Source organism: Glutamicibacter sp. MOO4 (assembly GCF_056934395.1).
Genome location: NZ_CM167800.1, coordinates 74,486 through 97,420, shown reverse-complemented (window position 1 = coordinate 97,420; position 22,935 = coordinate 74,486). Strand labels below are relative to the sequence as shown.

At 54.8% G+C, this 22,935-nt stretch carries 19 protein-coding genes, 1 tRNA gene and 2 riboswitches; of the genes, 10 read left to right on the top strand and 10 right to left on the bottom strand.

What is annotated here, in order from left to right; all coding sequences use genetic code 11:
• Window positions 1–50: 50 nt before the first annotated feature.
• The 3 genes from AC1Z3F_RS00465 to AC1Z3F_RS00455 all read left to right on the top strand — a co-directional run bounded on the left by AC1Z3F_RS00465 (window position 51) and on the right by AC1Z3F_RS00455 (window position 5,942).
• Entirely contained in the window at window positions 51–3,398 is a 3,348-nt protein-coding gene (locus AC1Z3F_RS00465) for a DEAD/DEAH box helicase (RefSeq protein ID WP_483566293.1), read from the top strand.
• Window positions 3,399–3,560: 162 nt separating this feature from the next.
• The gene (locus tag AC1Z3F_RS00460; RefSeq protein WP_131090317.1) at window positions 3,561–3,851 is read left to right on the top strand and encodes a hypothetical protein; all 291 of its coding nucleotides are present in this window, start codon (window positions 3,561–3,563) and stop codon (window positions 3,849–3,851) included.
• 540 nt (window positions 3,852–4,391) lie between these two features.
• On the top strand, window positions 4,392–5,942 hold the full coding sequence (locus AC1Z3F_RS00455; RefSeq protein WP_131090318.1) for an MFS transporter: 1,551 nt from the start codon (window positions 4,392–4,394) through the stop codon (window positions 5,940–5,942).
• A gap of 192 nt (window positions 5,943–6,134) precedes the next feature.
• Here AC1Z3F_RS00455 and sucD read toward each other — a convergent pair whose 3' ends face one another.
• The 3 genes from sucD to pcrA form a co-directional block, all read right to left on the bottom strand.
• Complete coding sequence (gene sucD, locus AC1Z3F_RS00450) at window positions 6,135–7,037, bottom strand: succinate--CoA ligase subunit alpha (RefSeq protein ID WP_131090319.1); 903 nt, start codon at window positions 7,035–7,037, stop codon at window positions 6,135–6,137.
• A gap of 16 nt (window positions 7,038–7,053) precedes the next feature.
• Window positions 7,054–8,226 carry an ADP-forming succinate--CoA ligase subunit beta gene (gene sucC, locus AC1Z3F_RS00445; protein ID WP_131090320.1) on the bottom strand — a complete coding sequence of 391 codons (1,173 nt, stop codon included), beginning with the start codon at window positions 8,224–8,226 and terminating at the stop codon, window positions 7,054–7,056.
• Window positions 8,227–8,467: 241 nt separating this feature from the next.
• Window positions 8,468–10,843 carry a DNA helicase PcrA gene (gene pcrA, locus AC1Z3F_RS00440; protein WP_483566292.1) on the bottom strand — a complete coding sequence of 792 codons (2,376 nt, stop codon included), beginning with the start codon at window positions 10,841–10,843 and terminating at the stop codon, window positions 8,468–8,470.
• A gap of 219 nt (window positions 10,844–11,062) precedes the next feature.
• Between pcrA and AC1Z3F_RS00435 the strand changes: the two genes are divergently transcribed.
• Window positions 11,063–11,590 carry a hypothetical protein gene (locus AC1Z3F_RS00435; RefSeq protein ID WP_483566291.1) on the top strand — a complete coding sequence of 176 codons (528 nt, stop codon included), beginning with the start codon at window positions 11,063–11,065 and terminating at the stop codon, window positions 11,588–11,590.
• Window positions 11,591–11,655: 65 nt separating this feature from the next.
• A tRNA-Arg gene (locus AC1Z3F_RS00430) sits at window positions 11,656–11,729 on the top strand.
• Between the two features lie 118 nt (window positions 11,730–11,847).
• Here AC1Z3F_RS00430 and AC1Z3F_RS00425 read toward each other — a convergent pair.
• A complete protein-coding gene (locus AC1Z3F_RS00425) occupies window positions 11,848–13,077 on the bottom strand; it encodes an ROK family transcriptional regulator (protein WP_262198393.1) in 1,230 nt (409 codons plus the stop codon).
• A 186-nt stretch (window positions 13,078–13,263) separates the two neighbouring features.
• On the opposite strand from AC1Z3F_RS00425, the gene AC1Z3F_RS00420 reads away from it, so the two are divergent.
• Window positions 13,264–13,674 carry an NUDIX hydrolase gene (locus AC1Z3F_RS00420; RefSeq protein WP_483566290.1) on the top strand — a complete coding sequence of 137 codons (411 nt, stop codon included), beginning with the start codon at window positions 13,264–13,266 and terminating at the stop codon, window positions 13,672–13,674.
• 43 nt (window positions 13,675–13,717) lie between these two features.
• Here the strand turns inward: AC1Z3F_RS00420 and AC1Z3F_RS00415 are convergent, their stop codons facing one another.
• The 4 genes from AC1Z3F_RS00415 to AC1Z3F_RS00400 all read right to left on the bottom strand — a co-directional run bounded on the left by AC1Z3F_RS00415 (window position 13,718) and on the right by AC1Z3F_RS00400 (window position 17,666).
• Entirely contained in the window at window positions 13,718–14,014 is a 297-nt protein-coding gene (locus AC1Z3F_RS00415; protein WP_483566924.1) for an HNH endonuclease, read from the bottom strand.
• 426 nt (window positions 14,015–14,440) lie between these two features.
• A complete protein-coding gene (locus tag AC1Z3F_RS00410; RefSeq protein WP_483566289.1) occupies window positions 14,441–15,361 on the bottom strand; it encodes a C40 family peptidase in 921 nt (306 codons plus the stop codon).
• A 3-nt stretch (window positions 15,362–15,364) separates the two neighbouring features.
• Window positions 15,365–15,534, bottom strand: a riboswitch (cyclic di-AMP (ydaO/yuaA leader).
• 124 nt (window positions 15,535–15,658) lie between these two features.
• Window positions 15,659–16,705: a M23 family metallopeptidase gene (locus tag AC1Z3F_RS00405; protein WP_483566288.1), complete on the bottom strand. Its 1,047-nt coding sequence runs from the start codon at window positions 16,703–16,705 to the stop codon at window positions 15,659–15,661.
• A gap of 4 nt (window positions 16,706–16,709) precedes the next feature.
• A riboswitch (cyclic di-AMP (ydaO/yuaA leader) is annotated at window positions 16,710–16,862 on the bottom strand.
• Window positions 16,863–16,970: 108 nt separating this feature from the next.
• Window positions 16,971–17,666, bottom strand: a complete 696-nt coding sequence (locus AC1Z3F_RS00400) for an iron-dependent transcriptional repressor DtxR (protein WP_131090327.1) — start codon at window positions 17,664–17,666, stop codon at window positions 16,971–16,973.
• 260 nt (window positions 17,667–17,926) lie between these two features.
• Here AC1Z3F_RS00400 and serC point away from each other — a divergent pair, with 260 nt between their 5' ends.
• Window positions 17,927–19,048 carry a phosphoserine transaminase gene (serC, locus tag AC1Z3F_RS00395; protein ID WP_483566287.1) on the top strand — a complete coding sequence of 374 codons (1,122 nt, stop codon included), beginning with the start codon at window positions 17,927–17,929 and terminating at the stop codon, window positions 19,046–19,048.
• Between the two features lie 78 nt (window positions 19,049–19,126).
• On the opposite strand, the gene AC1Z3F_RS00390 is transcribed toward serC, so the two are convergent.
• Window positions 19,127–19,732: a DUF3027 domain-containing protein gene (locus AC1Z3F_RS00390; RefSeq protein ID WP_131090329.1), complete on the bottom strand. Its 606-nt coding sequence runs from the start codon at window positions 19,730–19,732 to the stop codon at window positions 19,127–19,129.
• Window positions 19,733–19,735: 3 nt separating this feature from the next.
• Entirely contained in the window at window positions 19,736–20,119 is a 384-nt protein-coding gene (locus AC1Z3F_RS00385) for a cold-shock protein (protein ID WP_131090330.1), read from the bottom strand.
• 251 nt (window positions 20,120–20,370) lie between these two features.
• Between AC1Z3F_RS00385 and AC1Z3F_RS00380 the strand changes: the two genes are divergently transcribed.
• The 3 genes from AC1Z3F_RS00380 (at window position 20,371) to AC1Z3F_RS00370 (ending at window position 22,934) form a co-directional block, all read left to right on the top strand.
• A complete protein-coding gene (locus AC1Z3F_RS00380) occupies window positions 20,371–20,589 on the top strand; it encodes a hypothetical protein (protein ID WP_262198404.1) in 219 nt (72 codons plus the stop codon).
• Between the two features lie 58 nt (window positions 20,590–20,647).
• Window positions 20,648–21,355 (top strand): response regulator transcription factor, encoded by a 708-nt coding sequence (locus AC1Z3F_RS00375; RefSeq protein WP_262198406.1) that lies wholly within the window; start codon window positions 20,648–20,650, stop codon window positions 21,353–21,355.
• 76 nt (window positions 21,356–21,431) lie between these two features.
• A complete protein-coding gene (locus AC1Z3F_RS00370; protein ID WP_483566286.1) occupies window positions 21,432–22,934 on the top strand; it encodes a sensor histidine kinase in 1,503 nt (500 codons plus the stop codon).
• The last annotated feature ends 1 nt before the right edge of the window (window position 22,935 follow it).

The following is a 22,935-nucleotide window of genomic DNA, read 5'->3' as shown; positions in this document are numbered from 1 at the left end:
CAGGGGCGCTTCAACTTTCACCACGGGCCGGAACGTGAAACGATGAGAGGATGAGTAACTCTGTTCCACCAACCATAGACGCCCGCCACTTGTTGGCCTTCTTGGGCGATGTTCCTTTCTTTTACGGAAAGAACTTAGCCGCTGAAGAAAATTCCGTGGTTGACGTGGAATTCGACGAGACGACTGGACAGATCGAGGGCACCGTACGAGCCGCCGATGAAGAGTTCTCGCCGATGATCCAAGTGCAGCAGGTCGATGATGAATGGAAGATCGAACTGTGCGAATGCTCCTGTGACAAGCCAGGCATCTGTGCACACATCGCAGCGCTAGCGATTGTGTCGAACAAGATTGCTTCCATGCCACGCCTGGTTCCTGTTGCCGAAGAAAAAAGCTCGGCTGCTTGGTCTCAGCAAATCGGGTCTTGGTTTGAAGAGTCAGAGCCCGGTCCAGCTGACGGATTGCTCGGTTCTCAACATGATCCAGTAGTGGCCATGGGTCTTCAGTTCATGCTCTTTGACTCGAAGAACACCACCCAGCAACAGCAGTGGATGCCTACTGGAACCATTCCGCATCCCACGCGCAACAAGCGTTTCCGTTTGGGTGTACGCCCCATGGTGCGCAATACCGAAGGCCGCTGGGTTCGCGGCCAGTTGCGCTGGACCACCCTAGGTTTCAAAACCTACGGCTGGAATCTCTTGCGCTCACAGCATCACTGGTTCACTCGTTTTGCTTCCATGGCCCGCAGCGACACCCAGCTGCAGTTTAAGGTTGATGAAGATTGGCTATTCATGGACGAATACGCCTCCGACCTGTTGTGGCCTTTGCTTGACCAAGCACAAGAACTTGGCATCCCTTTGATCTCAACACGCAACGAACAGCGCATTCGCATCGTCGACCCTGCCGCATTTAGCATGCGAGCCTCACTGGACGAAAAACAGTTGCAGCTCGGTGGTGTCCTGCACATCGACGGTCAGGATCTACTTCTGGATGCCGACTCCCCTAGCGGCGTCATTGCTGATCACGGTTTTTACGCTCAGCTTGGGCAGCCAGATGAAATTTGGCTGGCCCCAAGCACTGAACCCATCGCCGAGGCTCACCGCCGCTGGTACGCAGACCGCCGGCAGGTTGCTGTTCCAGTCGCAGAGATTAATGACTTCTTCGAATCGGCCTACCCTCGTTTGGCACGTCGTTTTGACCTACGCAGCGCCAGTGAAGAGTTGCAACTTCCTGCGTTGAAGCCACCTTTTGTTCAGGCCACCGTCACCTACAAACGCGATCTGAATGAGAAGGGTGAGCCAAATGATTCGGCGACCCTGGATTTCCAGGTCCGCTACCCGGGTGTACCGGATCATCACGAAGTTTATGATTTTGAAGCCGAAGAAGAACTTCGAGCAGCCGTGGATGAAGTCTTCCAGGAGCATACAGGAAACGGCAATCCTGATCTTGCACCCAAGTTCTACTCGGGTGAATCGGTCATTACCTTTGTCTCCGAAATTCTGCCTGCCATCGAACAGCTTCCAATGCTCAAGCTGCTTGAGAAGGGAACACGCCCAGTCTTCCGTCAGCTGCGTGAACTCCCCCAGCTGAAAATCAATGCGGTAAATCATGAGCGCACCGACTGGCTGGATTTAGGCCTGCTGATCACCGTTGGTGACCACGCAGTTCCTTTCTCGCAGATCGTCGAAGCGATGAGCAACGGCCAGATGAAGATCAAGCTGCCCGATAACACGTGGTTCTCCTTGGACCAACCGCTCTTCGCTAAGCTCAAGGCATTAGTCGATGAGGCGCAGGCCCTGAACGACAAGCCAAAAGAAGGCGACCTGAAGCTTACTGTCTTCCAGATCTCCATCTTTGAAGAACTTGATGAGCTCGCCGAAGGTATCGATGGCGCAGACATGTTCATTGCGCGCATGCGATCCCTGCTCAGGGTTGCCGAGGGAGATCAAGCTGAGGTCCCTCAGTCGCTGAATGCGCAGCTGCGCCCTTATCAGGTTGAAGGCTTCCGCTGGCTCAGTCGCCTGTATGAAGGCGGTTTCGGCGGGATCCTGGCCGATGACATGGGTTTGGGTAAAACCCTTCAGACCATCGCCCTGATCTTGCACGCGCAAGGTTTGTGGGACGATGAGCAAGCGTGCGCCCAGTTGCCGGCAGCGCAGCGCGAGCGTGCACCGTTCTTGGTTGTTGCTCCGAGCTCGGTGGTCTCTAACTGGGAAACCGAAATCAACAGGTTCGCTCCGAGCTTGCGTGTGGTGAGCATCGAAGGAACTATGAGCTCACCGCATCAGCTGCGCGACTTGGCTCAAAACTACGACGTCATTCTCACGACCTACACGTTGCTCCGCCTCAACGATGAGATCTACGAGGGCCAGCGCTTCGCCGGGTTGATTCTTGATGAGGCCCAGTTCGTAAAAAACCGCTCCACCAAGGCTCACCGCACCGCGGTCAACCTCCAGACTAATTTTAAGTTAGCTGTCACCGGTACCCCGATGGAAAACAACCTCTCTGAGCTTGGCGCGTTGTTGTCTTTGGTAGCTCCGGCGCTGTTCTTGAACACCAGTCGGTTTAACCGTCAGTTTGCCCGTCCAATCGAGGTCCTGGGCGATAAAGACACCTTGGTGCTGCTACAGCGTCGTATCAAGCCGTTCATGTTGCGCCGCACCAAGGAATCTGTGGTTCTGGATCTGCCTCCTAAACAGGAGCAGCAGCTGTTGGTTCGTCTCTCCGACGAGCACCAGCACGTTTACGACACCCACTTAAACCGTGAGCGTCAGAAGATTCTGCACCTGGTTGAGGATCTGGATCGCAACCGGTTCACCATTTTCCAGTCGTTGACCCATCTTCGTATGTTGGCACTTGAACCATCGCTGGTTGATCCCGAGCTTGCCGATGTCCCCGGATCCAAGCTGGAGGCACTCTTTGATCAGCTTGACGATGTACTCGGCGAAGGACACCGCGCCTTGGTCTTCAGCCAGTTCACTTCCTACCTGAAGGTGTTGGCCGACAAGCTCACTGAGCGTGGCGTGAACTTTGTGTATCTCGATGGAAATACGCGCAATCGCTCCAAGGTCATTGATCAGTTCAAGGAAGGCGAAGCGCCACTGTTCTTGATTTCGCTCAAGGCCGGTGGTTTCGGTTTGAACCTCACCGAGGCTGACTACTGCTTCTTGCTTGACCCATGGTGGAATCCTGCGGTTGAAGCTCAGGCGATTGACCGTACTCACCGTATTGGCCAAACCCGCCAAGTGATGGTCTACCGGATGATTTCCCAAGGCACCATCGAAGAAAAGGTTGTCGCTCTGCAGGAAAGCAAGCGCAAGCTCATCTCAACAGTGATGGATGAAGCCGATGGGTTCTCTAAAGCACTGACCGCTCAGGACATTAGAGGGCTGCTCGAGTAACAGGTTGATTAAATCTCTCGGAATAGGGGCCGACTGCTAGCCAGACACGATATATTCGTTATGACGGTTGATGTGCGTTATTCCACACATAGTGCACCCAGCGGTTACTGGCCTGAGCGGCTCCTCGTTCAGGCGAAACGAACGATGAAGGCGGTAATAACCGTGTCCCTGATTAAATCGGAGACGATCAGTACCCCCGATGATGACTGGATGCGCGCATCAGTCAGTACTGAAAAAGATCGTGTGGTTATCGAGGCAGGACAGGAACGTTTGTCCTTGGAAAACGATCGCCTGTTGGAAAAAGTCCATCAGGTTTTAGCTTCTCCGCTCGAAGAGATTTTTTACAACCCTAAGCACAGGATGCTATTGATTCCTGGAGCGTTCGCGGTTGTCGGTTCCTCGTTCCTACGAATCGATGCTGACGCTCAAGCGACTGTTGGCCTACGAGGCTAAGAATCGTCACTGTCTGCCCCAAGACACCCAATCGGTGCACTTGGGGCATTCTTGTATCCACAGAAACACACCGCTGTCCCGGACTGTCCGGGTCGCCCTCAAAAGGTGCTGCCACAAGCCAAATCAAGCAATCTTCGCCGATTTTTCGCGGCGTGTCATCTAGAGGCCTTCACCACACTTTCGGCGCAAAGAGACCGCAGTGTGCGTCCCGGCCCAATTCGCTTACATGCCTATTACCTTCAACGGTTTTCGCCTGTCTGTCAGCTGTGCCAAGTCCCGCATTAGGCTCAGTCGATGAGACGTGGGACACGCTCCGATTCGGGGAAATATTAGGTTACTTGGTAGTGTAGATAACTATCCGCTAAAGCGTTTCATCACTCGAAGCCCCGGATTAGTCGGTTTTTCGAGTAGAAATCTATCGATTTCGATGAGTCGCCCGGTGTCTGTTTGTGACTGCACGGAGTAATTTTTTACTCACTGACGAAGTGTCCCAGACGCCGGCTGAACGACAAGATCAAGAAAGATACGAGGAGTGAAGCTATGGAAGCCGCTAATCCACGCAAGCAACGGTTTTTTAGAAAACGTCGTCTAAAAGTAGAAGATGTCAACGTTGTTGACGACTCAATGCTTAAGAAGGCCATCGGCGGTACCGTCGTCGGTAACCTCATGGAATGGTACGACGTTGGTGTCTACGGCTACCTGGCCGTGATCATCGGCAAGTTGTTCATGCCGGACACCGTCGACCCAGCAATTCAGACTTTGTTCAGCCTCGGCGTCTTCGCCGTGACATTCGTGGCCCGCCCGCTGGGCGGTGTAATTCTGGGGCAGATGGGTGACCGCGTTGGTCGCCAGAAGATTCTTGTCTTCACCCTACTGATGATGGCACTAGCCACCTTCGGCATCGGTATCCTCCCGGATTACACGGTATGGGGTGTAGCAGCACCAATCCTGCTGGTTGTTTTGAAGCTCATCCAGGGCTTCTCCACCGGTGGCGAGTATGCAGGTGCTACTACGTTCATTACCGAGTACGCACCAGATAAGCGCCGTGGCTTCTACGCCTCATTGCTGGACCTCGGTTCCTACATGGGCTTCGCCATTGGTGCTGCCTTTGTTTCGATCCTCCAGCTGACCCTGACTGAAGATGTCATGGAAGGTTTCGCTTGGCGTATACCATTCCTGGTGGCGCTGCCACTGGGTGTGATCGCTTTGTGGTTCCGTTCAAAAATTGAAGATACTCCAGCGTTCCAAGAAGCCCAGGAGGCTGCCAACCGCGCGAGCGAGGACGCTAAGAACTCGGCGGATGCGCCTAAGGGTGTTATTGACCTGGTCAAGAGCTACTGGCGTGAACTGCTCACTGGGTTCGTCCTCGTGTCCGCCGCTAACACTGCTGGTTACGCGCTGACCAGCTACATGCCGACCTACCTGACCGAGACCCTGCACTATGACCCGGTCCATGGTAACCTGCTGACCCTACCGATCCTTGTTGGTATGTCTTTGTGCATCCCGCTGGGTGGCAAGCTCTCAGACACCATTGGTCGTCGTAAGGTGCTGTTCATCGGTTCGGTGTCCGCAATTCTTCTGGCTATTCCTGCGTTCTTGTTCATGATGCACGGCGCTGTCTGGTCAACCTTGGTGGGCTTGGCCCTGTTGGCCTTCCCAGTGACCTTCTACGTCGCCAACCTGGCTTCGTCTTTGCCAGCATTGTTCCCTACTGCCTCGCGTTACGGTGGCATGGGTATCTCCTACAACTTTGCGGTAGCGATCTTCGGTGGCTTCGCACCATTTATCATGCAGGCACTGGTCACCATGACCCAGTCATCGCTGGCACCAGCGTTCTGGGTGATGGGTACGTCGGTAGCTGGCTTTATCGCCGTCTGCTTCCTGAAGGAATCAGCACGTAAGCCACTGCCTGGCTCGCTTCCTTCGGTTGCGACCGAAGAGGAAGCTATCGAGCTGGTCAAGACTCAGGAAGAAAACCCTGACCTTGATGTTGAGGAACTCTTCGAGCAGGTTCCCGCTTTGGAGGAAAGCTACCAGCAGGAAATCGCCGATGGTAATCCGTCCGGTAAGGACATGACTCCACAGCCATAGCTTGCCCCTGGCTGCAGCTACGAGCAGTAGCCAGATCAATAACTGAATAGCAAAGAGGAGAAGGCTGCGAAATCATTCGCAGCCTTCTCCTCTTTGCTTCAACGCATCTCTTGGATTTGGCCGATCTTGGCCTCAAAAAACTAATGCCCCGGATCCGTGAGGATCCGGGGCATTAGTTTTGGAAACGTTAGCTTAGAGAGCTGCGAAAACTTCGCGCAGCAATACAGCGGTCTCCGAAGGAGTCTTGCCAACCTTTACGCCAGCAGCTTCCAGTGCTTCCTTCTTGGCCTGGGCGGTGCCAGCCGAGCCGGAAACGATGGCGCCTGCGTGGCCCATGGTCTTGCCCTCAGGAGCGGTGAAGCCAGCCACGTAGCCAACAACTGGCTTGGTGACGTTGGCCTTGATGTAATCAGCTGCGCGCTCTTCAGCGTCGCCACCGATCTCACCGATCATAACGATGGCCTTGGTCTCTGGGTCAGCTTCAAAAGCAGCCAGAGCATCAATGTGGGTGGTACCGATGACTGGGTCGCCGCCGATGCCGATTGCGGTCGAGAAGCCCAGATCGCGCAGTTCGTACATCATCTGGTAGGTCAAGGTACCCGACTTGGAAACCAAGCCGATTGGGCCCTTGCCAGTGATGTTGTTCGGGGTGATACCAACCAGTGCTTCACCTGGGGTGATGATGCCTGGGCAGTTAGGGCCGATGATGCGGGTGATCTGGTTGCCGTCGGCGTCAACCTTCGACTGTGCCAGAGCCCAGAACTCAGCGGAGTCCTGTACTGGAACACCTTCGGTGATAACTACAACAAGGCCAACCTCGGCCTCGATAGCTTCAACGACTGCGTCCTTGGTGAACTTAGGTGGCACGAAGACGATTGATACGTCAGCGCCGGTCTCGGCCTTGGCCTCAGCCACGGTGCCGTAAACCTTGATGTCCTGGTCACCGTGGGTCACGGTGGTACCAGCCTTGCGGGCGTTCACGCCGCCAACAATGTTGGTGCCAGCCTTGAGCATCAGGGCGGTGTGCTTGGTGCCTTCGCCGCCGGTGATGCCCTGGACGATGACCTTGGAGTCCTTGTTCAGGTAAATGCTCATTGTTTGCTTATCCCTCTTACTTCGCTGCGTTGGCGAGCTCGGCAGCCTTATCGGCGCCCTCATCCATGGTTGCTGCCAGGGTGACCAACGGGTGGTTAGCCTTGGCCAAGATGGCACGACCCTCTTCAACGTTGTTGCCGTCCAGGCGGACAACCAGTGGCTTGTTCGCTGCATCACCCAGGGTGTTCAGCGCGCCAACGATGCCGTTTGCTACAGCGTCACATGCGGTGATGCCACCGAAGACGTTGACGAAGACCGACTTGACCTGTGGGTCGTTCAGGATGACGTCAAGGCCGTTAGCCATAACCTCAGCCGAAGCTCCACCACCGATATCAAGGAAGTTTGCAGGCTTGACCGAACCGTGGTTCTCGCCAGCGTAGGCAACAACGTCCAGGGTCGACATAACCAGGCCAGCACCGTTACCGATGATGCCTACTTCGCCGTCCAGCTTGACGTAGTTCAGGCCCGAAGCCTTAGCCTTGGCTTCCAGCGGATCCGCTGCGCCCTTGTCTTCCAGCTCTTCGTGAGCTGGGTGACGAACCTCAGAGGCGTTGTCATCCAGGGAGACCTTGCCGTCAAGTGCGACGATGTCGCCGGCGCCGGTCTTCACCAGTGGGTTAACCTCAACGAGGGTTGCGTCTTCTTCCTTGAAAACAACCCAGAGCTTCTGGATGGTTTCTGCAACCTTGGCACGCAACTCTTCAGGGAAGTTTGCTTCTGCCACGATCTCGGCAGCCTTCGCGGCGTCAATGCCAACGATTGGGTCAACGGCAACTTTGGCCAAAGCATCTGGGCGCTCAACTGCGAGCACCTCGATCTCCATGCCACCTTCTACCGAGCACATGGCCAGGTAGTTACGGTTCGAGCGGTCCAGCAGTACCGAGAAGTAGAACTCCTCAGCGATGTCGGCGCCCTGAGCGATCATGACCTTGTTCACGGTGTGGCCCTTGATGTCCATACCGAGAATGGCCGATGCGTGCTCGAAAGCTTCATCGGCAGTCTTAGCGACCTTAACGCCGCCAGCCTTACCGCGGCCACCGACCTTGACCTGTGCCTTTACTACAACTACGCCGCCGATCTTCTCAGCTGCGGCCTTGGCTTCTTCCGGGGTGTAAGCGACGATACCGGCAAGCACGGGAACACCGTGTGCCTCAAATAGATCGCGCGCCTGGTACTCATACAGGTCCACGGGTTTGTGTCCTTCGTTCGAAGTTCATGCTGACTCGCGGCATGGCCACGGACCGAAATCCATGCCATACCTAAGAGAGCGCACCGCAACAAACGGACGTCATTAGGCGCCGTAGCCCGTGCGCACCTCTCAGACTATCCCGACTTTCTCAAAGTTCCCACTTTTACAACACGTAGAGAAACTAGGGAATTCCGCCGAGAACCAAATTAATGTGACGAAGGTAACTAAATTACTCGGTTGGCTATTCGACTATTTCAAGAGGTGCATAACGCAATAACAGTCTCTTTTCAGAATCTGGGAATTGCACCTTTGCCACCGTCTTATCGCCAGCACCTTCCAAAGCGAGAACAGTTCCCAAGCCAAACGCGGAATGCTTGACCGATTGCCCGACCTTGGGAATGGTGATGTCCTTATTTTGCACAACACGTTGCTTGGAGACTGGAGCAGCATTCATGCCGCGAGCCGGCGCAGATGACGAAGTGCCAGCACCCCAATGGGTTCCACGGTCATATCTGCTCGTGGCGAAATTCACCGCAGAATTACCAAAGCCGAAGCCCATGCCACCGGAACCCTCGCGTTTCCAGTCGATGAGCTGTTCTGGAATTTCTTCCAAGAACTGGCTCGCTGGGTTGTACTGAGCTTGCCCCCAAAGGCTTCGCTGTTCAGCACGCGAAAGATACAGGCGCTCACGAGCACGAGTGAGCCCCACGTAGGCCAAACGACGCTCCTCTGCCAGTTCCTTCTCGTCGGTCATTGAACGCTGATGCGGGAAGACGCCGTGTTCCATACCGGTCAGGAAGACTACTGGGAATTCCAAGCCCTTGGCAGTGTGCAGGGTCATCAAGGTGACCATGCCTTCCTGCGCAGCCATCGCAGCACCTTCGTCATCACTGGGCGCTTCCGGAATCTGGTCGGCGTCGGCGACTAATGCCACACGTTCTAAGAATCCGGCCAAACCACCTTCAGGATCATCGTTAACGAAGTCACGAACCACAGCGACTAGTTCAGCCAGGTTCTCCACCCGTGATTCATCTTGCGGATCTGTAGATAGACGCAAGATTTCGAGATAGCCGGTTTGTTCCAGTACTGCTTCAAGCGCTTCGGCTGGTCCTGATCCTTCAGCCACAGTTTGCAAATCATCCATCAAGGAAACAAAGGCTGCGGTCATCTTGATTCCGCGGGTGCCCAAACCAGGTGCTTCATCGGAACGGCGCAGCGCTTCCATAAAGGAGATGCGTTCTCGATCAGCCAAGGCGGCCACTGCGCCTTCGGCACGATCGCCGATGCCTCGCTTTGGTTCGTTGAGGATACGACGGACGTTGATGTCATCATCAGGATTCACCAAGGCACGCAGGTAGGCCAACGCATCCTTGATTTCCTTGCGGTCGTAGAACCGAGTTCCGCCGACTACGCGGTACTTCAAGTCCAAGCGCATCAGTTGCTCTTCTAGGGCACGAGACTGCGCGTTGGTGCGATAGAAGATCGCTACGTCTCCGGGACGCACGTCGTTTTCATCGTTAAGTCGCAAGATTTCTTCGGCAATCCAGCGAGCCTCGTCGGATTCAGATTCACCGACGTACCCGGTGATCAGTTCACCGTCGCCGCTGGCGGTCCACAGTCGCTTGTCGTTGCGGTCCGGGTTGCGCTTGATAACTTCGTTGGCCGCAGAAAGGATCGTCTGGGTGGAACGATAGTTCTGTTCCAACTTGATCGTTGCGGCGCTCGGATAGTCCTTCTCAAATTCGATGATGTTTCGAATATCAGCACCACGGAAAGCATAAATTGACTGGTCGGAGTCACCAACAACAGTCAACTCGCCGGGGGTGGTCTCCCCCTCGATTCCGGTGAGTTCACGGATTAGTGAGTACTGCGCGTGGTTGGTGTCCTGGTACTCATCAATCAGTACATGACGGAAGCGGCGGCGGTAGCTGTCAGCTAGTCGCGGGAACGCTCGGAACATGTAGACAACTTGACCAATCAAGTCATCAAAGTCCAAGGCATTAGCCGAACGCATACGGCGGGTGTATCCACGGTAAACCTCGGAAACAGCTCGCGAGAACGGATCGTTGGTGTTGATGGTCGCGGCGTAGTCCTCATCGTCGATGAGCTCATTTTTCAGCGATGAAATTTTATGAGCGATCGCCTTGGGAGTGAAACGCTTCGGATCGATTTCCAATGACTTGGCCACTAATGTGATCAGCCGTAAGGAATCGGTTGAATCGTAGATTGAGAAGTTGGACTTCAACCCAATGGCTGGGGCTTCTCGACGCAAGATACGCACGCACGAGGAGTGGAACGTGGAAATCCACATCTTTTTCGCTTTGTCTTGACCAATCAATTCCGCTGCGCGTTCACGCATTTCGGCGGCTGCTTTGTTGGTGAAGGTAATCGCCAAGATCTCATGAGGGCGCGCGCGACCGGTAGCCAGCAAGTACGCGATTCTGTGCGTAAGCACGCGCGTCTTACCTGAACCTGCACCAGCCACAATAAGCAAGGGGCCACCGGCATAGCGTACGGCTTCCTCCTGCTGGGGATTCATGCCGACCAACAGCTCTTCTGCGGTAGGCATGTCCGGTTGTGCAGTGTCCGTAGCGAAATCATCAAAAAGAAAATCCATGATGTAGCCAGTCTACGTGGCGATTAGGACACTTTTCGGTGGCCGTTGAAAAGTGCAAGCTAGAGCACGGGCATAATGGACTGTATGGCAAAGAACGTCAAGAAAACTAAAGAGTATCGCAAACCGAGTCAGTTCAATGCTCATGATCAACAGAGAGCTACAAACCCTGTTGCAGCACGAGTGGCAAGGAACGGTTCGCAGGACAACCAGTCGAATCCGATGCTCCTGATATCCGTTGGTCTAGTTGTCGGTTTGGCCCTTTTTGTCTATTACCACCTGCTGACCATGGTGCAGATGAAAGACTTGAGCGATTCGCTGTCCATGCCAGATCAGCGAGTCTTTGGCTATACCGTCGCAGATATTGAAGCTCTGCGTTCTGTGATGAATGCTGACGCCATCGGACAGTTGAACTACCTGCACAAGACCGCAGGATTCTTGTTCCCGATGTTCACGGCCATCTTCTCGATGTTGTTGTTCATTCGTTGGATTCCCAATCGCCAAACCCGTTGGTTAGCGTGGATTGCCCCATTGGGCTTTGCACTGATAGATATCTGGGAAAACTTCGCCATTGATGCCCTGTTTACCGGTGAACTCAGCCCTGGCTTAGTGGCTCTAGCTTCCATCTTGACCACCGTTAGGTGGGCTCTACTCTTCATCACGGCAGCTCTCGTACTGGGCATCGGAGCGGTGAGGGCCAACCGTGCACTAAAGCGTAAGATCTTGGCTATCCGAGAGGGTACTGAGTAGGAACAAGGGTGAGATTTACCCTCAGCATCCTAGTAAGATAGTGTTATTGGTGTTTTCATGCCCAAGCCTCTGTAGCTCAGTTGGATAGAGCGACCCTCTCCTAAAGGGTAGGCCAGCGGTTCAATTCCGCTCAGGGGCACAAGATAAAGAGCTTTGCTACCGCAATATTGCTGGTAGCAAGGCTCTTTTCGTATCACGGCAACAGCTAAGGGCACGTTCATGATGAACGTGCCCTTAGCTGAGAATAAAGTTTGAGACTAGCGAAGCAGGAGTGCGGTCGCCTTTGGCGAAAGCGAAGCATCCATGACTACGCAGGCGCCACCGATGGCTCCTACATTGGCGCCAAGTTCGGAGGTGCGAGTTTCGATTTCGTGAACACCGCGCAGAGCGAATCGGCGTTCAACTGATTCTCGAACATCGTTTTCTACCAGCTCGCGAACCTTGCCCCACTGTGGACCGCCGAAGATGATTTCGCGGACGTCCAACGAGTTGGCTAGCTGACCTGCAACTTCAGCGACCATGGTCATGGATCCGGTAACCAATTCCTTGGCTACCTTGTTGCCTTCATGAGCCAGTTCGTAGAGTCGGTTCATACCCTCTGCACGCTGTTCCGGGCCTACGATTTCGTAGGTAGGAAGCTCCAGGCCACGTTCCTTGGCCTGGGCAGAAATGTACTCGTACGAGGTACCTGCTGCGAGGCAGTCGTCAGCACCGCATTCTTCACAAATGATCGACTTGTGCCCGGTGGAGTAGTGTCCGATTTCGCCAGCGTTGTTGCTTGCGCCGTGGTGAACATCGTTATTGAGCACTAGGCCGGCACCGAAGCCGTGACCGCAGTAAACAAATACGAAGTCGTTGTTCTTTTCTTCCTTGGACTGCCATAGCTCGCCAACGGCGGAGGCGATGGTGTCCTTTTCGATGATGACCTGCAAGCGCAAGAGCTTACGCAGCGGGTTGACCAGCTCAACATCAGCCCAACCATCAAGCAGTGGTGGGTTCAGAACGATACCCTCTTCAACGTTGACTGGACCTGGAACTGCGATGCCCACGCCAACGATGTGCTTCTTTGGAATGCGAATTTCAGCGATAAGTTCCTTGACGGTGGTGGCCATCAGCTGGATCGTCTCGTTAGCGACCTCCAAGTTAGGAACTTCGATGCGACGCTCGCGCAATACTTCACCACGAAGGTTCATCGCAACGAAGCTGAGAACGCTAGGATCAAGGTGGATACCAATGGAAACCAAGCGGTTGCCTTCAAGCTCCAAAACGGTGCGAGGCTTACCTGGGCCGGATACAATCGTGCGGTCTTCTCGGACAATTCCGTCATCCAGCAAACGGCGAACGACATTTGAAATGGTCTGTGGCGAAAGGCCAGTTGAACCTGCCAGTTCCACGCGGCTGATGCCATCAGGTGCACGTCGAATCGACTCGAGAATGACAGCCTGGTTAAAGTCACCCAGGCGGCCTAGATTTGTACCCCGTCGCATTTTTACTCCATTGTTCTGTAAAGTAGATGGATCGATCTTTCTGTTCCAGCGATCCCGGTAACAAATAGCACGTGGTCTGTATACTGCGAGTAATTTGACCGCTATGAGTTACAACTAAAAACGTTGGAGATCCAATTAAGCACGTTACCACCATTAACGTATGGATTCACGCGATATTGTGTTTTAGTGAAGAAAAATTTGACGATCTCAGCGGCATGTTTAATCAACAACCAAGGAGAAATTCTCCTCGTGCGCAAACGTAGCACTACCAAGTTCATGCAACCGGGCGGAAAACCTGAAATCGGGGAATCCCCGTTACAAACTGTCATTCGAGAAATCCGCGAGGAACTTGGAATCTCCTTCATGCCCGACGAACTCAAGTTCGACGGTGAATGGATTGGAGCGGCCGCCAATGAAGACGACACTTCCATCCGCGCCTCGCTATTTTCAGCGCACTACGACGGCAAGCTCGTACCCCTAGCAGAGCTTGAAGAACTTCTCTGGATCGCACCAAAAGACGCTTTGCTTCGCGAGGACATCGCTCCACTGCTACGTGAATTCGTATTGCCCCACGCCATTGCCAACGCCGCCGGATAACCTATTCGTCCCGGCAACCCAAAACGGGCCTTTAGCTGACCGTTTAGCTGGCTTGAAGGAACTCATCCCACGCTGCATCAATATGTTGCAGCCCAGAGACTAGGTGTCCTCCCATACGTGGTCGGTGTGGTGTGGTGCGAAGCTGCCAGCCAAGTTGCGAAAGCATCTTGTCGGCCTTGCGACTATTGCACAGCAGACAAGCTGCCACAAGATTCTCCCAAGTATTCTTCCCTCCCCTACTTCTGGGGATCACGTGATCGATAGTGTTCGCAGACTTACCGCAATAAGCGCAGGTAAAGGCGTCCCGACGCAGAACACCCCTACGCGTGACATGAAGCATGTCGCGGTAGGGGCGTCTTACATAGCGTTTGAGAACAATGACCGTGGGTCTGGGTAACTGTCCGTGGGAACTGCGAACTGGAGAATCGTCGTCCTGGAGAACAATGGTGGCTTTGTCAGCCATAACCATTACTAGGGCTCGTCTAAAAGTCACGACCGCTAAGGGTTCGTATCCTGCGTTTAATACCAGTGTTCGCATGTGTCGTACTTCCTTCTTGAACCGATTGCTACCATCTGGCATTGATGGAGCTCGCGCCCTTATCGGAGTGTCTCTACGGCTAGCCTATGCGAAGATTTAGGCGATTTGGGAGTATCTGAAGAAGAAATCAATCGTTTTTCACTTTTTTGATGTTCTACGTTCACTCTATTTAAACTAACAAAGGCCACCGGACGATTGAATCGTCCGATGGCCGTCGTAAAGCTGAATTTAGCCAGCTAGGGTGTAATAACCGTACAGTGGGTTGCGCGATACATCGTGAACCAAAGTACCAACACTTGGGTTCTGTGCACCGATCATCTTGCCACCGCCGAGGTAGATACCTACGTGGCCGCCACCGTTCTGGAATACCAAGTCGCCAGGCTTAGGGCTGCTGGTGCGCTTGAACTGACCCGAGCCAAGGATGGCCGAGGTTCCGCGAGCGATGTTGATGCCGTTCTGTGCGTAAACATACTTTACGAAGCCCGAGCAATCCCAACCGCTTGGGGTGTTGCCGCCCCAGACGTATGGAACGCCAGCGTACTTGGCTGCGGTGCCAGCGATGCCGGACAGGCCAGCAGACTGTACCGAGGTCTCAGCCTTGGTTTCGGTCTTTGCCTTAGCTTCGGTCTTCGCCTCAGCCTTTGGAGCAGCGGTTGCTGCCTTTGCGGTTCCGGTGCTACGGCTCTGACGAGTCGTTGGAGCGAACGAATCCGAAGAATCGGAAGAAGTCGAGGAAGCGCTTGCAACGGTGGTCTTTGCTGGCTTAGCAGCAGTCGACGACTCGTTGGTGCGGGTGGTTGGCTCGATGTCATCAGCAACTGCGATAACAACTGGCTCTGGCTTCTCTTCTGCAGTGAAGCTTGCACGCTTAATGCTTACTGAAGCGTCCTTGTCGGCAGCAACGCTGACCGACTTGACTGCAACGCGCTCTGGGTTGATAGTGTCAACCGGCGCAGCCGAAACGTCGCGTGGTGCGGATGCCTGGCCTGGAACACCCAGGGTTACGATCAAACCGGATGCTGCTGCAACTACGGCAGCCTGACGACCCACCGAGCCTGCGTTAGACGCTACGGCCTGGGAAATCGCCTGTAGCGAATTGGTGCGTGAAACGTCGGCGCGGCGACGTCCATGTGCATGACTCTTGGTCAAAATATTGCCTCTCCTTGATACCTACGAGGTAAGCTGTCGGGTTCGAAGTGGAGTTACCTCGGTGGATTTGAAGTTTCCTTCTCTTCCACTTCACCCCTAGGGTTATTAGCCAAAGCTAATGACCCGATGTTGGTTCCCCCGCCACTGCCGTACGAGTTGTGTATAACTGCTCATTGCGTGTTGGCAGTGCTCGGTTCTCACGCAAAGATGCCCATGGGTTCCCCATGGCACGGATATAAGCCTATAGGATGATTTTTGAAATGTCACGTTTTGATCACGAAATAGTGACGAACGTCGTTATAACCAACCTGCAGGGTCTTTGAACTGACCGTCAACGATCACTTCGAAGTGCACGTGAGGCCCGGTTGAGTTGCCGGTAGTGCCCGACAATGCGATGAGATCGCCGCGCTTCACCTTGTCTCCAACCTTGACCAAAACCTTGCTGTTGTGGCTGTAGCCGGTTTCCAGGCCCTTGCCGTGATCCAGGGTGACTCGGTTACCTGAATGACCGGCCCAACCTGCAACCTCAACAACGCCATCTGCTGCGGCGTAAACCTTGGTTCCACTGCCAACACCGTAATCGGTGCCGCTGTGAATCATGAAGCCTGCGCCGGTTGGATTCTTTCGGTGCCCGAAGGTCGAAGTGATGCGCTGGCTATCTACTGGTGCATCAAGCAACCCTGCGGTTTCCTTGAGCGTGGTGACATCGCCACCCGAAGCAGTCATGATCTCAGTGAGCTTCTCTTCACTGGCGACCTTCTTATTTACTTCGGAGGACAGTGCAGCGCGTTCAACGGAAAGCTCCGTTGTGCTCTCAGGAGCCTTGACGTCGACTACAGCTGAAGTTGCGGTGCGCTGTTCGGCGGCAACTGCCTTGTCCTCTTCACCGGTGCTGCCCGAAAGCTGTGGGGCAACTACTGCCAAAGCCAAACCTGAAACCGCAGCGACTGCAGCGATTTTGTGGCTGAAGCCGGCACGAATTGGCTTACGGCTCTTGGTCTTGACGCTGGCAATGAACTCTACGTTGCTATCTGCATCAGCTGGAGCCGAGCTCGTTGCCTGAGTTTCAGTGCGCTGTGGCAATGAAACAACATTGCTCGCGGCGATCTTTGAAGCAAAGTCTTTTTGGTTGGGTGCTACACCGTAGCGCTGGTTGGAGTCGAAGCGACGACCCACAAAGTCTGCGTGCACCGGCTTAACCGGGCTGATAGCGGGAGCTGCTGTCGCAGCGCGTGATGCGCGGCGTCCGTTGGGCCGCGCGGTGGCCGAAGCGGTGATCTCTGCAATCACGTCAATCTCGGTATCCGTAGCGCGACGTCGTCCCGCAGTCTTGGTTTCGACCAAAACATTCCTCTCACTGTTACGCCTACGAAGTTAGCTGTCGGGTTCGACTATGGAGAAATGCGTCGGCCTGTAAATTACAGAACTTCACCCCAAGACGTTTGCACGTCAAAATATTGGGTCCCCCGTTGTTGCCCTCAAATATTCGTGACCTTCTTCTGACGCAGGGCAACACTCGGCGGTCGCGACAGAGGCGGATGATGCACGTCAGATCGACGACACCACTAATAAACGTTACCGGGCATCGCCTAAAGTTACAATTTCGTTATCAAATTTGAGACCGAACAAACACGTGTCCGCTGACTTCAACTGGAAGCTCGAGTGCGCCTTCGATGCCCTGAACGCGGACCACTACGTAGTCGTCGGCACGTTCCAAAGTGACAATGGCACCGGGGCGAATTCCGCCTTCATTCAGTTGTCCGAGCAGAATTGGGTCCGTTTGGATCGGCTCAGCTAGACGCTCGATAGCTATCGGGCCGATGTTGCCGGCCAGCAATGCGTCATCCAAATTCTGAACGGCATGCGAGATTTCGGCCACGCTAGGGCCACCAAGTACTTCAAGACCTGGAATTGGGTTGCCATACGGGGAGACAGTTGGCTTACCCAATAGGTCGTAGAGTCGACGTTCAACACGTTCACTCATCACGTGTTCCCAGCGGCAAGCTTCGTCATGGACGTATTCCCAGTCCAAGCCGATCATGTCCGAAAGTAGACGCTCAGCCAAGCGGTGCTTGCGCATCACGCCCGTTGCTAATTCATGACCTTTATCAGTCAGCGCAAGGTGACGATCAGTAGAGACGACTACCAAACCGTCGCGCTCCATGCGGGCAACAGTCTGCGACACAGTTGGTCCTGAGTGGCCAAGACGCTCCGCAATTCGGGCACGCAAAGCCACGATCTCTTCTTCTTGAAGTTCAAGAATGGTGCGAAGATACATCTCAGTTGTATCGATAAGATCAGACACAGTAGCCGCTCCTGGAAGTCACAACAGTTAAGTTCGCTCGATTTTTACGTGGCGTCAATAGCCCACTCTACTTGGTCTATCAGACAGTGTGCGGATGTAACCCGCCGCGCAGATGTCGTAACCGACCGTCTCGCTTTTCCCTCGAGCCCCCGCAATTTGCGAAGATATCTATTGAAACGCCAAGGCCATCCTTCAATATTCCGATTCTGGGTAATGGTGGCCTATCAGGCACTTCAAACTATCGCTACAAGAGGAGCGCGATGAGCACGGACATCCAAATTCCACAAAACCTTCTGCCCGCCGATGGTCGATTCGGTGCCGGACCCTCCAAGGTTCGCGCAGAACAGGTCCAGGCCATCGTCGACGCCGGGTCCAAGTTGTTGGGAACTTCCCACCGCCAGGCACCGGTAAAGAACCTTGTAGCTTCGGTTCAGACCGGGCTCAAAGAGATGTTTAGTGCCCCTGAAGGCTATGAAGTTCTTCTCGGCGTAGGTGGTTCGACCGCATTCTGGGACGCCGCAACCTTCAGCTTGGTTCGTAACAAAGCACAGCACCTGTCTTTCGGTGAGTTTGGTTCCAAATTCGCCAAGGCCACCGACAAAGCTCCATTCTTGGCAGCTTCCTCAATCATCGTTGGCGAGCCAGGCACCGTTCCTGAGCCAGTAGCTGAAGCAGACGTTGACGTTTACGCATGGCCACAGAACGAAACTTCGACCGGTGCAGCAGCGCCGATCAAGCGCGTGGCCGGAGCCAATGAGGACGCATTGGTTGTCATTGACGCCACCAGCGCCGCGGGAGGCCTGGATGTAGACCTAGCCGAAACCGACGTTTACTACTTCGCGCCACAGAAGAACTTCGCTTCAGACGGCGGACTGTGGCTTGCTTTTGTCTCCCCTGCGGCCATCGCCCGCATCGAGGAAATCGCAGCCACCGATCGTTGGATCCCAGACTTCTTGGATCTGAAGACCGCGTTGGATAACTCGCTGAAGAACCAGACGTACAACACCCCGTCGCTAACCACGCTGGTTGGTCTTGACGCACAGATCAAGTGGATCAACTCCAATGGTGGACTGAAGTGGGCCGCGCAGCGCACCGCAGAATCCGCAGGCTTGATACAGGCTTGGGCCGAGGCATCAGAGATCGCCTCGCTTTACGTGGCCAAGGCTGAACACCGTTCGAACGTTATTTCCACCGTTGATTTTGACGACTCGGTAGATGCTTCGGCTATCGCCAAGGCGTTGCGCGCCAAGGGTGTGGTTGACGTTGAGCCTTATCGAAAGCTCGGTCGCAACCAGCTGCGCATCGCAACCTTTGTTGCCATTGAGCCAAGTGACGTGGCGGCATTGCTTAAGTGCATTGACTACGTCATCGAGCAGCTCTAAGAAGCAGACAAAGAAGCGGGAGCTTCGAAGGATCGGTTTAGACCAATTCTTCGAAGCTCCCGCTTCTTTTATTAAGTGTTAGCTGTCTTTGCGCGTGCGATTACGCTGGGCAGCGCGACGGCGTGCCGCGGTGCGTTGCGCGGTCCTGCGACGACGAACCTGACGTCGAGCCGGCGACTTATGCGGCTGAAGCTCGTCATCATCCTGTTCCGCGTCATCATCAGCTGGTTCTTGATCAGCGCGTTCCTGGTCAGCTGATTCGCTGTCCGCCTGCGGCTGTGATGGCTCCTCGGAATCCGATGCCGGCACTTGCTCAGCGGACTCGCCGGCGGCTTCGGCAGCGTCTGCTGCCTTGGCCGCTTCAATTTCTTCCTTAGCCAAGCGGTCAGCCCATGGAACCCAGGCTGGGGCTAACAAAGAACCCTCACCGGCAATAATGCCAACTTCGCATACCGTGAGGTCCTTGGCCTTAGCCCGTGGAACCCGGGCGACAGTAGCGAACCAAGTCCATCCCTGATATCCCTTTTTATAGGAGACAAATCGATGGGTGACAAGTCGCTCGCCTTCGGCGGTCACCCCGAGGTATTCGCCGATTTCGGACGCGCTAGCAATCTCTGCCAGCGCGACACGAGCAGGTTCTACTGCGTCGGCGAGGATGGTGTCCAACTTAGGTTTACGGGCCATTATTTATGCGTCCAGATCGTCGGCTACCGCACGAAGTACGGTAGCAACCTTCTTGCCATATGCCTGTTCAGGATAACGCCCCTTGTGCAAGCTATTGGAAACGTTGTCGAGCAGCTTGATCAGATCCTCAATGAGGACGGCTTCAGCTTCCGGTTTTTTGCGCTTAGCGCGAGCCACTGAAGGGGCCTGTTCGAGCAACCGCAAGCTCAGTGCCTGCGGGCCACGCCGTCCGTCAGCCACACCGAACTCCAAACGAGTACCGGGGCGCAGATCATGAACGCCTTCAGGCAACGCGGCCGCGTTGACGTAAATCTCTTTGCCATCCTCTGCGGTAATAAAACCGAAGCCCTTGGCCTTTTCGTACCATTTAACCTTGCCGCTAGGCATGATCACTTACCTCGTTCGTTCTTAGCTAAGTTGCATAACCGAGCTCTGCCCTACGTTATGCATTTTCATTCGTAGGATTTCGCGGAGTCACAGCCGGGATTCTTCTTCGCTTCTTGCCGGGTACTCAACCTACGAAATCGCTTCAAGTCCTTTATCTAAGATTATGTCATCTACCGCGCACAATTCATCTTTGTGCGCTTTGGGATTGCTTTACGCGTTGCCTGTGCCTGAACGACGCTAAGCTAGAGGTTGTGAGCACTACATCCAAAACTATGACGGTCATTTCACGTTTGGCGATCATCATCGCCCTACTTTCGGCTCTCGCATTGATTGGCACGCTCGTTCTTTATTTTCAGAACATCGCTATCCCCGCTTTAGTGATGGCCTTCGCCGTATGGGGCCTTCCGCTGGCCTTTATCCTGGGCATCGTTGTTGTCATAGGCAATATCGTCAAACGACGCAACACCTAAAAAACAGAATCAGCTCTCGCTCAGCTAGCTCCCAGACTTCTTGTGCAAACTGGAGTTCATGAGTGCAAAACCGACTGAAGCAAAACTTCTTGTAGTTGACGACGAACCAAATATCCGCGAACTTCTCTCCACTTCGCTGCGCTTCGCTGGTTTCGAGGTTGTTGCCGCTGCCAATGGTCGCGAGGCACTAGCTGCCGTAGAAGCAGACGAACCAGACCTTGCAGTTCTTGATGTCATGCTTCCAGACATGGATGGTTTCACCATCACCCGCAAGCTGCGTGCCGCCGGCCGCCACTTCCCCGTTCTTTTCCTCACCGCTCGTGATGACACCAGCGACAAGGTCACCGGCTTGACCGTTGGCGGCGATGACTATGTCACCAAGCCATTTAGCCTGGACGAGGTGGTCGCGCGTATCCGTGCGGTACTGCGCCGCACTTCCAACGGCGAAGAAGAAAGCGCCACCATCGTGGTTGCCGACCTTGAGCTGGATGACGACGCACATGAGGTAACTCGCGCCGGTGAGGTTATTGACCTCTCCCCTACCGAGTTCAAGCTGCTGCGCTACCTGATGATGAACCCTAACCGCGTGCTCTCCAAGTCACAGATCCTGGATCATGTGTGGGAGTACGACTTCAACGGAGACGCATCAATCGTTGAATCCTACATTTCCTACCTGCGTCGCAAGGTTGACCGCCCTGAATGGCCTGCACTGATTCAGACCAAGCGTGGCGTGGGCTACCTGATGCGCACCCCAGATCGTCGCTAGGAATTCTTCGAGTAGTAAAGAGGGCTTGTAAGGTCAGCATATGAAGTCGATCCGGGCCCATTGGCGCCGTACCTCAATGAGGACCAAGCTCGTCATCGTCATGCTCGGGCTGATGGTCTTCGCCATCGTTGCCACCGCGCTGAGCTCAGCACACACGCTGAGGATTTCGATGACCAAGCAAATCGACGTTCAGCTCAACGCTTCGTGGCCCACGATGGCCTACGGGCTTAACAAGGCCTACGTTCATTCGCTGAACGAAGACGGTACAAGCTCCGATTTTGACCCAACCTTGATGGGTCTGAATAGCTCATATGCCGACATCCGCGATGCCGATGGCACGCTGGTGTACGTGATGCCTCGATCGCGCGTTGCACCGACCAACGGCTCCGATCAACCGCTACTGGATCCACAAGAGGTCCAGAAGCTTGCAGAACATCCTCTGGTGCCCTCCACCGTGCCCGGTAGCTATCGCAACTCGGCAGGGTGGCGCACCATGATGGTGCCCTTACAGAGCAGCAATCTGAACCTATTCTTGGCTCTTCCGTTGGATCATGTGAACACCACGGTGCGGCAAACCGCCGTATTGGTGCTTTCAACCGGTATGCTTGCAGCCCTCTTGATGTCCATGATCGCCTACGGGCTCACCGGCAGGTCTCTGCGACCGCTGATTAATGTGGAGCGCACCGCCTCGATGATTGCCGATGGTGATCTCTCCCAGCGTGTGAAGGACTACCCGTCAGAAACCGAAGTCGGCCGGCTCTCCCGCTCGCTGAACGCGATGCTGGCGCAAATTGAAAAGGCCTTCCTGGACCGCGAAGCCTCGGAACGCAAGATGCGCCGATTTATTCAGGACGCCTCTCATGAGTTGCGCACTCCGCTGGTGACCATTCAGGGCTACTCCGAGTTTTACCGCTACGGTGGCTTGGCTGATCCTGAGGCGATGGACTCGGCCATGGGCCGCATTGAAGCTGAATCCAAACGCATGGCCCGACTGGTCGAAGACCTGTTGATGCTGGCCCGACTTGATGAGCAGCGCCCCATGGAGAAGCAATCGGTGGACTTGCTGGTTCTTGGCCAAGATGCGGTGGAAGACACCAAGGTGAGAGCACCGGATCGAACGGTGAAGCTCGTGGGTCTAACTACCGAGCGCCCCAGCCCGGCTAGCACGCTGGGTGATGACGCACGAATCCGCCAGATCATCGCCAACCTGATCACCAACGCACTGCGCTACACCCCTGAGGGCACGCCGATTGAGATTGCCGTGGGCGTCCGGTCGTTGGTGGCTGGTGCCATGGATGCGGTGGTTGAAGTTCGCGACCATGGGCCGGGCATTCCTCCCGATGATGCCAAGCGTATCTTCGAGCGCTTCTACCGTGCCGACAGCTCCCGCCAGCGAGAAACTGGAGGCTCGGGACTAGGTCTAGCCATCGTTGCCGCGATCGTGCAGCAACATGGTGGCTCTGTGGCACTTTCCGATACTCCTGGTGGCGGTGCGACCATGTCGATTTCGATGCCGTACGTCCCCGTAGTTGAACGCCCTGAACCAGAGATCGACGACGAAAACTCAACCGGCTCATAAC